Here is a 9,227-nt window from a genome sequence, read left to right as displayed (position 1 = left end):
ACCCGGTCGAGCGTGAAGACCAGCGAGCGGTGGGTGACGGGTACGCCCTTGGGGGTGCCGGTGGTGCCGGAGGTGTAGATCAGGTACGCCAGGTCCCAGGCCGCTCCGACAGCCGACCCGACGGCCGCTCCGACGGCCTCGGAGAGCGCCGGGTCCGCCACCGCGCTGGCCGGGCGGACCGTCCTGATCGATCCCGGTCACAACCCCGGCAACGCCGCGCACACCACCGAGATCAACCGTCAGGTCGACATCGGCAACGCCCGCAAGGAGTGCGACACCACCGGCACCTCCACCAACGCCGGGTACAGCGAGGCCGAGTACACCCTGGACGTCTCCCGCCGGGCCCGCGCGATCCTCACCGCCCGGGGGGCGACGGTCGTCCTGGTGCAGGACGGCGACCAGTCCTGGGGCCCGTGCATCGACGCGCGCGCGAAGGCGGGCGTCACCGCGCACGCCGACGCGGCGGTCTCGGTGCACGGGGACGGCGGCCCGCCCGGCGGCAGCGGGTTCCACGTGATCATGCCCGCCAAGGTGGTCGCGGGCACGGCGGACAACTCCGCGATCGTCGCGCCCTCGCACCGGCTCGGCCTGCTGCTGCGCGACAGCTTCCACGCGGCGACGGGCGAGCCGTACGCCGACTACATCGCGAGCCAGGGTCTGGACACCCGCTCCGACCTCGGCGGGCTGAACCTCTCGACCGTGCCCAAGGTGTTCATCGAGTGCGGTAACATGCGCAATTCGACCGACGCCAAAAGGATGACGGACCCTCAGTGGCGCCAGCAGGCCGCCCAGGGGATCGCCGACGCACTGACGGCCTTTCTGACCACGCGGTAGCCGGCCCCGGCGGCCCGGCCCGCGCCGCCGGAAGGTGGACAGCAAGGGACCGGGCGCGCGCAGTTTGCAACGACTTCGCCCCATTCCCGAGCCCGCTGTGCACCCGCGAGGCGGTTGGCCCTAGGCTTCTGGTCCGTTCAGAGTTTTCCGGACCGGTCAGCCGACCGCGAGATAACCGCCGTCCACGACACACCAACGAGGGGAACGTTAGTGAATCTGCGCGCTCTCACCAGGGGAGACGCCGCCGTCGCAGGTGCGGCCGTCCTGCTCTTCATCGCCTCCTTCCTGCCGTACTGGACCGTGGACTGCAGTGGCAGGTACTGCGGCGACACGTCGCAGAACGCCTGGGACAGCGTCCTGTTCCCCGTGCTGCCCTCGGTCTTCCTGCTCGGCATCCTCTCCGCCGTGCTGATCCTGGTGCAGCGCTTCCAGGGCGCCGCCGCCGCCACCCGCCAGGTGCTCGGCCTGCGGCTGGACCAGTGGGGCATCGCGTTCGCCGTCGCCGCGCTCTGGACCTCGATCTGGGCCCTGGGCGGTGGCCCGAAGGGTCTGGACCACGGTTTCGGCGCCTGGCTGGCCGTCATCTCGCTCCTGGTCCTCGCCGGTGCCGCCGCGGCCGGTCCGCTGGTGCCCGCGCTGAAGGCCCCGCTGGTCACCGACAAGCCGGCCGTCCCGCAGGGCTACCCCGGCGGCTACCCGGCCCCGCAGCCGGGCCAGCCCGGCCAGTACGGCTACCCGGCCCCGGGCCAGGACCCGCAGCAGGTGCAGTCGCCCGCGTTCGGCGGCCAGCCCGGCGCCTACGGCTACCCGGCCCCGCAGGCCGGCCAGCCGCAGGACGCCGCCCAGCAGCAGGCCGCGCAGCACGCCGCCCAGCAGGCCGCGCACCAGGCCCCGGCGCCCACCCAGGCGCAGCCGGCCCAGGCCCAGCAGGCTCCGGCGCCCGACTTCGCACCGTTCTGGTTCGCCGTCCCGGCGCCGCGCCAGCTGTCCCCGAAGGACAACCCGGCCGGCGCCCCGGTCGGTGAACTCGTTCCGGGCACCTGGTACCTGGCGGTCGAGCAGCGCGGCGCCGCGCTGGTCGCCCAGCTCCAGGACGGCTCCCAGGGCTTGCTGGCCGACACCACCGGCATCCAGCGCGGCTGACACACCGCCACGCACGACGAAGGGGCGGGACCGGATCAACTCCGGTCCCGCCCCTTCGTCGTGCGTGTTCGTCGTGCGTGTTCGTCGTGCGTCGCCGCGGCGTGCGGGCGGGTCAGCGGCGGTCGTTCAGCAGCAGTCCTGGACCACCAGCCCGGTGGGCAGCTGGTCACCGCCGAAGACCGTCACCGTGGCCGGGTCGCCGCCGAGCGCCGCGACGGCCAGCAGCAGCGCCCCCGCCGTCCAGGTGGTGCGCTCCTCGGGCCAGATGGCGTCGTCCTCGAAGACGTAGCCGGTCCAGTACGAGCCGTCGCTGTGCCGCAGGTGCTTCTGGATCCAGCGCAGGATCTCGACCGCGCGGTCGGACTCGCCGACCGCCCAGAGCGCCATGGCCAGTTCCGCGCTCTCCCCGCCGGTCACCCAGGGGCGGTCGCTGACGCAGCGCACGCCGAGGCCGGGGACGACGAAGCGGTCCCAGTCCCGTTCGATCCGCTCCAGCGCGGCCCGGCCGCGCAGCGCGGTGCCGAGCACGGGGTAGTACCAGTCCATCGAGAAGCGGTCCTTGTCCAGGAACCGCTCGGGGTGGTGCGCGATGGCGTGCCGCAGCCGGCCGGCCGCCAGCTCCCAGTCGGGCTGCGGCTCCTCCAGGTAGTCGGCGACGGCCAGACCGCAGCGCAGGGCGTGCAGGATGCTGGAGGAGCCGGTCAGCAGCGCCTCGTCGGGCGCCTCGCCGTGCTCGTCCACCCGCCAGGAGATCGGACCGCCCGGCAGCCGCAGGCCGACGATGAAGTCGAGGGCGCGCCGCACGACCGGCCAGATCCAGTCCAGGAACGCGTCGTCCCCGGTGCTCAGGTGGTGGTGCCAGACGCCGACCGCCACGTAGGCGCAGAAGTTCGTCTCCTTGGCCGGGTCCGAGACCGTGCCGTCCGGGACGTCCTGCCCGTACGCGTAGGCGGCGTACCAGGAGCCGTCGGGGTTCTGGTGGGCCGCCAGCCAGCGGTAGGCGGCCTCGGCGGCGGCGTGCTCGCCGGCGGTGTCCAGGGCCATCGCGGCCTCGGTGTGGTCCCACGGGTCCAGGTGGTGGCCGGTGAACCACGGTATCGCGCCGTCGTCCTGCTGCTCGGCGAGGATGCTGCGGACGGTCCGGGCGGCCTGCTCGGCATCGAGCACCCCGTCCAGCAGCAGCGCCTCGGGGACGGCGGCGGTCACTCGCCCGCCCGCCCGGCGTCGGCGCGGTCCGCCGCCTCGTCGGCGCGGCCGGTGGCGGGCCCGACGAGGTCCGCCACGGGCTCGGCGCGGTTCGGCTTGGAGGCGTAGGCGACGAAGCTCTTGCCGATCACCGGGTTGAGGGCCTTCTCGGCGGCCTTGGTGAGCTTGCTGATCACCGGGGTGCCGACGATGTCCCAGACCAGCAGCTGGTGGTAGGCCTTGACCGGCAGCGCCTTGTCGTTGTCCACCCCCACCGCGCACTTGATCCACCAGTAGGGCGAGTGCAGCGCGTGCGCGTGGTGGGTGCCGTACGGCTCCAGACCGGCGTCCTTGAGCTTGTCGAGCAGCTCGTCGCCCCGGTAGATCCGGATGTGGCCGCCCTCCACCTCGTGGTACTCGTCGGAGAGCGCCCAGCAGATCTTCTCGGGCAGCCAGCGCGGCACGGTGACGGCCAGCAGCCCACCGGGCTTGAGCACCCGGAACATCTCGTTGAGCACGCCCTTGTCGTCGGGGATGTGCTCCATCACCTCAGAGATGATGATCTTGTCGAAGTACTCGTCCTCGAACGGCAGGGCCAGCGCGTTGCCCTCCATCGCGACCGCCGACGCGCCCTCCGGAGCCTCGCCGGCCTCCGCCATGGCGGCGAACCACTTCTTGACCTCGGCGATCTCCTCGGCGCTCTGGTCGAGGGCGGTCACCCGGGCCCCGCGCCGGTAGCACTCGAACGCGTGCCGCCCCCCGCCGCAGCCCAGGTCGAGCACCCGGTCGCCGGGGGCGAGCGGGAAGCGCGAGAAATCAACGGTCAGCACTGCGGGCTCCCATTCCTCTGGTACCAAACGTTTGTGACGCCGGGCCGGTCCCGGCCGGGCCGGCCGAGTCCGGCGGAGCGCAGGATCCGCCCGGGGCGGGTCCGACGCGGACGGGTCCGGCGACCCGTCAGGCCACGTACCGCCAGCCCGGACCGGACCGGGCCCGCCGCCCGGCACCGGTGGCGATCGCCGCCCGGTAGCTGTCGGCGGTCAGCGCGGCGGCCCGCTCCCAGGTGAACCGGGCGAGCACCCGCTCGCGCCCGGCCTCACCGAGCGTGCGACGCAGCGCCGGATCGTCCAGCAGCCGGCCGAGCGCCGCCGCCAGCGCGCCCGCGTCGCCCGGCGGCACCGCGAGACAGGTCTCGCCGTCCGGCCCGGCCACCTCGGGGATCGCCCCGCCGGTGGTGGCGACCAGCGGCGTACCGGTGGCCATCGCCTCGGCGGCGGGCAGCGAGAAACCCTCGTACAGCGACGGCACGCAGGCCACCTCGGCCGAGCGGTACAGGTCGACCAGCTCCCCGTCGGTCAGGCCGTGCCGGAACTCGATGAACCGCTCCAGCCCGAAGCGGCGCACCGCCTCGGCGACCGGCCCCCGCTCCTTCTGCGGCTTGCCGACCACGACCAGGTGCGCGTCCCGCTCGGTGCGGACCTTGGCCAGCGCCTCGACCAGGTGGACCAGGCCCTTGAGCGGGACGTCGGCGCTGGAGGTGGTGACGATCCGGCCGGGCACCCGGGCGACCCGCTCGGACGGCGACCAGAGCCGGGTGTCGGCGCCGATCGGCACCACCGAGACGGCGCCCGGCGAGGCGCCCAGGTGCTCGGCGATCTCGCGCTTCGAGGTGCCGGAGACGGTGATGATGCTGTCCAGCCGGGCGGCCACCCGGCGCTGCATCCGGGTGAACGCGTACCAGCGGCGCAGCGACAGCCGGCGGGCCAGGCTCGGCGCCGCGTCCAGCTCCAGCTGCCGGTCCACGGTGATCGGGTGATGGATCGTGGTCACCAGAGGGAAGCCGTGCCGCGCGAGGCCGAGCAGCCCGTACCCGAGGGTCTGGTTGTCGTGCACCACGTCGTAGCGGCCCTTGTGCAGCGCGAGGTACTGACGGGCGCGCAGCGAGAAGGTCAGCGGCTCGGGGAAGCCGCCGGTGCGCATGGTGGCGAACTCCAGCAGGTCCACCGGGCCCCGGTACTCGGCGAGCCCCGGGGTGCGGAACGGGTCGTCGGCGCGGTAGAGGTCCAGGCTGGGCAGCTCGACCAGGCGGACCGAGCCGGGGCCCTCGACCTCGTCCAGGACGGGGTAGGGCTGGGAGCCGATCACGTCCACGTGGTGGCCGAGGCGCGCCAGCTCGCGGGAGAGGTGCCGTACGTAGACGCCCTGGCCGCCGCAGAACGGGTCGCCGCGGTACGACAGCAGGGCAATCCGCAGCGGCTGCGCGGTCATCGTCGGCTCCCGTCCTTGCTGAAGTCTGTGCTGCCGGTCGCTAAAGTAGATCAGGTTTCAGTGCGGTGTGGAGTTCGCCCGTGACCATGTGAACAATGAGAGACCTCGAAGATACCGGCCCGTAGCTTCTCCTCAGATGCCAGGGCTGGTGATTCACGCCACGCCGGAGCACTGCCGGAGCGTCCGCCGGACCGGCCGGAGCACCCCCCGTCACTCTCGCGCCCCGGGAGCACCCTTGCCACCGCCCGTCACCTCCGTGCCCGCCGCCGCCCCCGGCCCCGCCGGGCCCGCCGGGCAGTCCGCCGACCCGCCGCTGACCGCCCGCCAGGCCGAACGGCGGCGGCGGATCCTGCGGGCCGCGACCGGGCTGGCCGCCCGCGGCGGGTACGAGGCGGTGCAGATGCGGGAGGTCGCGGAGGGCGCGCAGGTGGCGCTCGGCACCCTGTACCGGTACTTCCCGTCCAAGGTCCATCTGCTGGTCGCGGTCATGCTGGAGCAGTTGCAGGGCCTCCAGGAGCAGGTCCGACGGCACCCGCCGGCCGAGCAGGACGCGGCCTCGCGGGTCGCCGAGACGCTCACCCGGGCGTTCCACGCGCTCCAGCGCGAACCGCTGCTGGCCGAGGCGATGGTGCGAGCGCTGTCGTTCGCCGACCGCTCGGTGAGCGCCGAGGTGGACCAGGTGAGCTCGGCCACCGGGCAGCTGATCCTGGACGCGATCGGCCAGTCCGGGCCGCCGACCGGGAGCCAGCGTGCGGCCGTCCGGGTGATCGAGCACACCTGGCACTCGGCCCTGGTCTCCTGGCTCTCCGGGCGGGCCTCGATCGCCGAGGTCCGCGCCGATCTGCACACCGCCGCGCGGCTGCTCACACTGCCCTGAGCGCGCGCCCGCGGGCGGGGCGGGGAAGGGGCAGGGAAGTGGAACCTGTTCTCGGGGCGCGGGCGGGATCGGTCGGGGTGGGTCGGGGTGGGTGGTTCCGGGGCTCGGGTGGGTTCGGGGCTGGGGTGGCTCCGGAGTCCGGGCGCGGTCGGCGCCCCGACTCCTCCGCGCGGCGACCGGAGGCACGGCGGTCACGGTCGCGGCGGCTAAAGTCGACGGGCAGGACAACTCCATCCCGCTTCTCCTCCGGGGAAAGCCGGTGCGAATCCGGCACTGACCCGCAACCGTGAGCCCGGCGCTGGACGGCCGGGGCAGTCGGAGTGCCCGGAGAGAGGCGAGCGGCCATGCCGGGCACCCCGTGCCCGGCACCGTCGAGGTCTACGGAACGGCCCACCCGGGCCACCCCCACCGCTCATCGAAAGGCTCAACCCCACCATGCTCACCGCCGCCCGCCTGGGCGCCGCAGCCCTGTCCGCCGCCCTGCTGGCCGGCGCCGCCGCCGCACCGGCCCTCGCCGACAGCCCCTCGGCCGGCGCCACCGCGCCCGTCCCCGAGGGCCTCTACGGCAAGGGCGACCCGACGTACGACGGCGTGTGGCGCCAGTCCCTCGCCCTCACCGCGCTGGCGGGCGCCAAGGTGACCCCGGCCGACTCCGCCGTCTCCTGGCTCACCGGCCAGCAGTGCGCGGACGGCGGCTGGCCGTCCTACCGCGCGGACGCCTCCGCCGCGTGCGACCCCAAGACCGAGGACAGCAACGCCACCGCCGTCGCCGTCCAGGCCCTGGTCGCGCTCGGCGGCCACCAGGACTCCGTCGACAAGGGCGTCCAGTGGTTCAAGGCCAACCAGAACGCGGACGGCAGCTGGCCCTACAACCCCGGCAGCCCCGGTGACGCCAACTCCACCGGCCTGGCCGTGAACGCCCTGCTCGCCGCCAAGCTGGACCCGGCGGCCGTCGCCAAGGCGGGCCGGAGCGCCTACGACGGGCTGGCGCTCTTCCAGCTCGGCTGCGCCGCCCCCGCCGACCAGCGCGGGGCCTTCGCCTACCAGCCCGACCCGGCCGGCGCGCTCGCCCCGAACGCCCTGGCCAGTGCCCAGGCCACGCTCGCCGCGGCGGGCGGGAAGCTTCCGGTCACCAACACCAACCGGACGGACGCCGCGCCCAAGGCCCTGCCCTGCGCGAACGGCTCCACAGAACCGCTCGTGGCGCGCGCGGACTCCGCCGAGGCGGCCGGCGCCTACCTCACCGCCCAGCTCGCGGCCGGTGACCAGCACCTCACGCTGACCCTTCCCGGGGCCGCCCCGACCCCCGACTACACCGCCACCGCCTGGGCCGCGCTCGGCCTGATCCAGAGCGGGCACCCGCAGCAGGCGACCGGCGCGGTGGACTGGCTGGCCAAGGAGGGCGGCACCTGGACCAAGGGCGGCACCGACGCCTCGGCCACCGCCACCCTGCTGCTGGTCGCCCAGGCCGCCCAGCGGGACCCCGCCGCGTTCGGCGGCGACCTGGTCGGGCAGCTGACGGCGCTGGGCCCGGCGCCCAAGGCGACCGGCGCGGCCTCCGCCCCCGCCTCCTCGGCGCCGGCCGAGAAGAAGAAGGACGGCGGCTTCGGCCAGTGGTGGGTGATCGGCGTGGGCCTGCTGATCGGCATCGGCGGCGGGCTGCTGCTGAGCCTGCAGCGCAAGCGGGGCCAGAAGCTGTGACCACCCCCGGCACCCCCCGGGCCACCGCCCGCGCCGCCGATGCCGACGATGCCGGTGTCGGTCGCGCCGGTGTCGGTCGCGCCGGTGTCGGTCGCGCCGGTGTCGGTCGCGCCGGTGCGGGTCGCGCCGGGCGGGCCTGTGCCGACCCCCAGCGGCGTCGGCGGGTGGTGGCCGCGGTCGTCCGGTTCCTCGCCGGACTGATCGCCGGGGTGCTGATCCTGCTGGTCATCGGCGCGGCGCCCGCGCAGGCCGCCGGGTACCGGTACTGGTCGTTCTGGAAGTGGTCCGACGGCGCCTGGGGCTACCAGCAGCAGGGCCCGGCCGTGTACGTGCCGCAGGACGGGGGCGTGGACGGGTGGCGCTTCGCCGTCAGCCCCGACGGCGGCCGGGAGGCCGCCCGGCCCGGTGCCGCCGGGGACTTCGCCACCACCTGCGGCGGTACCACCGAACAGCCGGGGCGCAAACGTGTCGCCGTGGTCCTGGACTTCGGCACCGCCGCCGACTCCCCCGGCGAGACCCCGCCCGGGCTCCGCACGGCCTGTGCGGTCGTGCCCACCGGTGCCAACTCGGCCGAGGTCCTGGCGGCCGTCGCCCCGCCACTGCGGTACGACACCAACGGCCTGCTCTGTGCCATCGCCGGCTATCCGAAGGCCGGCTGCGGCGACCAGCTCGGCGCGGCGAACAAACCGGCCGCGAACGGTGCCGGTGACGGTTCCGGGGGCGGCTCGGCCGACGGTGACCACGGCAGCGGCCCCGACATCGGCTTGATCGCCGGGGCCGTCCTGGTCGCCGCCCTGGCCGCCGGTGCGGTCTGGCAGGCCCGCCGGCGCCGCTGAGTCGGGTCGAATATGTAGACCGGTCCACCTATGTAGACCGGTCTGCATAGAAGGGCTGACGGGCCGGGCGCGCACCACGCGCCCGGCCCGTCAGCCCCACCCGGCCTCCGGGCCGGGTCCGGGCCTATCGGGCCCGCAGCCCCACCCCGGGCCGGATCGGGACCTTTATATCGACCGGTCTACATAGAGAGCAGCCCATCTCTGTAGACCGGTCTACATATATCGACCGGTCTACAGAAAGCCCGGGCCGCAAGCGAAAGCAGGACCCCGCCCGCAGAAACGTGGACAAGGCCGCGGGAAGCGCCCGGAGTAGGAAGTCGGCCCAGCCGACTTCCTACTCCGCCCCCACCCCCACACCTGCACCCACACCTGCACCCGCCCTC

The 9,227-nt window shown here is 74.4% G+C and carries 8 protein-coding genes, 1 pseudogene and 1 riboswitch; of the genes and pseudogenes, 5 read left to right on the top strand and 4 right to left on the bottom strand.

Going from position 1 to position 9,227, the window contains the following annotated elements; all coding sequences use genetic code 11:
- On the bottom strand, window positions 1-161 hold a 161-nt coding region (locus ABZ495_RS32835), incomplete at its 3' end, for an AMP-binding protein (protein ID WP_359839484.1).
- Between the two features lies 1 nt (window position 162).
- Between ABZ495_RS32835 and ABZ495_RS32830 the strand changes: the two are divergent.
- Together ABZ495_RS32830 and ABZ495_RS32825 are read left to right on the top strand one after the other, a co-directional pair.
- Window positions 163-834 (top strand): annotated as a pseudogene (locus ABZ495_RS32830) (N-acetylmuramoyl-L-alanine amidase); the annotation flags it as partial.
- 210 nt (window positions 835-1,044) lie between these two features.
- A complete protein-coding gene (locus ABZ495_RS32825; RefSeq protein WP_359839478.1) occupies window positions 1,045-1,977 on the top strand; it encodes a hypothetical protein in 933 nt (310 codons plus the stop codon).
- 126 nt (window positions 1,978-2,103) lie between these two features.
- On the opposite strand, the gene ABZ495_RS32820 is transcribed toward ABZ495_RS32825, so the two are convergent.
- The 3 genes from ABZ495_RS32820 to ABZ495_RS32810 all read right to left on the bottom strand — a co-directional run bounded on the left by ABZ495_RS32820 (window position 2,104) and on the right by ABZ495_RS32810 (window position 5,430).
- Entirely contained in the window at window positions 2,104-3,183 is a 1,080-nt protein-coding gene (locus ABZ495_RS32820; RefSeq protein ID WP_359802837.1) for a prenyltransferase, read from the bottom strand.
- The gene (locus ABZ495_RS32815; protein WP_359802838.1) at window positions 3,180-3,992 is read right to left on the bottom strand and encodes a methyltransferase domain-containing protein; all 813 of its coding nucleotides are present in this window, start codon (window positions 3,990-3,992) and stop codon (window positions 3,180-3,182) included. The genes ABZ495_RS32820 and ABZ495_RS32815 overlap by 4 nt, the downstream gene beginning before the upstream one ends.
- A gap of 127 nt (window positions 3,993-4,119) precedes the next feature.
- Window positions 4,120-5,430: a glycosyltransferase family 4 protein gene (locus ABZ495_RS32810; RefSeq protein WP_352289552.1), complete on the bottom strand. Its 1,311-nt coding sequence runs from the start codon at window positions 5,428-5,430 to the stop codon at window positions 4,120-4,122.
- A 256-nt stretch (window positions 5,431-5,686) separates the two neighbouring features.
- On the opposite strand from ABZ495_RS32810, the gene ABZ495_RS32805 reads away from it, so the two are divergent.
- From ABZ495_RS32805 to ABZ495_RS32795, 3 genes are all read left to right on the top strand, one after another.
- Window positions 5,687-6,307, top strand: coding sequence for a TetR family transcriptional regulator (locus ABZ495_RS32805; protein WP_359803001.1), 621 nt, complete (start codon window positions 5,687-5,689; stop codon window positions 6,305-6,307).
- A 249-nt stretch (window positions 6,308-6,556) separates the two neighbouring features.
- Window positions 6,557-6,633, top strand: a riboswitch (cobalamin riboswitch).
- 109 nt (window positions 6,634-6,742) lie between these two features.
- Window positions 6,743-8,008 (top strand): hypothetical protein, encoded by a 1,266-nt coding sequence (locus ABZ495_RS32800; protein WP_359839476.1) that lies wholly within the window; start codon window positions 6,743-6,745, stop codon window positions 8,006-8,008.
- 164 nt (window positions 8,009-8,172) lie between these two features.
- The gene (locus ABZ495_RS32795) at window positions 8,173-8,844 is read left to right on the top strand and encodes an SCO2322 family protein (protein WP_359839475.1); all 672 of its coding nucleotides are present in this window, start codon (window positions 8,173-8,175) and stop codon (window positions 8,842-8,844) included.
- Window positions 8,845-9,227 lie beyond the last annotated feature (383 nt).

Source organism: Kitasatospora sp. NPDC005748 (assembly GCF_040630735.1).
Classification (GTDB): domain Bacteria; phylum Actinomycetota; class Actinomycetes; order Streptomycetales; family Streptomycetaceae; genus Kitasatospora.
This window is presented reverse-complemented; position numbering and strand designations above follow the sequence as displayed.